The sequence below is a fragment of the Tsukamurella conjunctivitidis genome (assembly GCF_007858475.1).
Lineage (GTDB): Bacteria > Actinomycetota > Actinomycetes > Mycobacteriales > Mycobacteriaceae > Tsukamurella > Tsukamurella conjunctivitidis.
The window spans coordinates 1-581 of record NZ_VIGX01000200.1; the positions used below are offsets into that span (position 1 = coordinate 1).

The 581-nt window shown below is 68.7% G+C and carries 1 protein-coding gene; it reads right to left on the bottom strand.

The window, feature by feature from the left end; genetic code table 11:
- Positions 1-581: hypothetical protein (locus FK530_RS25035; protein ID WP_146489494.1), on the bottom strand; the 581-nt coding region annotated here is incomplete at both ends.

The following is a 581-nucleotide window of genomic DNA, read 5'->3' on the forward strand; positions in this document are numbered from 1 at the left end:
TCGACCTCATGGGGGTCCACACCGGCCGATTCCTCGGGCAGGCGACGCGACTCCACAGGCTCGAAGAGCGGCGTGTGGCCGAGCATCCCGGACTCGCGGTGCCGGGTGCCTGCACGCAGACGCTCGTCGGAGCGCCTCCGCCAGGCCTCCAGGTCCGCCCGACCCTGTTCGGGGGTGTCAGCAGCGTTCACCACCAGTGCCTCGAAGGCCCCCGGGTTCACGACCGCCACCAGGGAGGAGACATGTCCGAAGCCCAGCGAGGTCGCGAAGGCCGCACGGATGGGACCGCGCGATCCCAGGTCCAGTGGCGAACGGACCCACACCAGACCCGGGTTGACGGCCATCTCCTCGTCCACGCAGTCCAGGGAGGCATTGGCCGGAACCACACCCGTCTGGAAGAGCTGCGTGAGGCCCGCGACCTGGAAGACGCAGGCGCCACCCTTTGCATGCCCGGTCAGCGACTTCTGCGAGATGACGAACAAGGGGTTGCCCTCGGTGCGCCCCAGTGCCCGCCCCAGCCGGGTGTGCAGGTCGGACTCGTTGTGGTCATTGGCATTGGTGGAGGTGTCGTGCTTGGACAC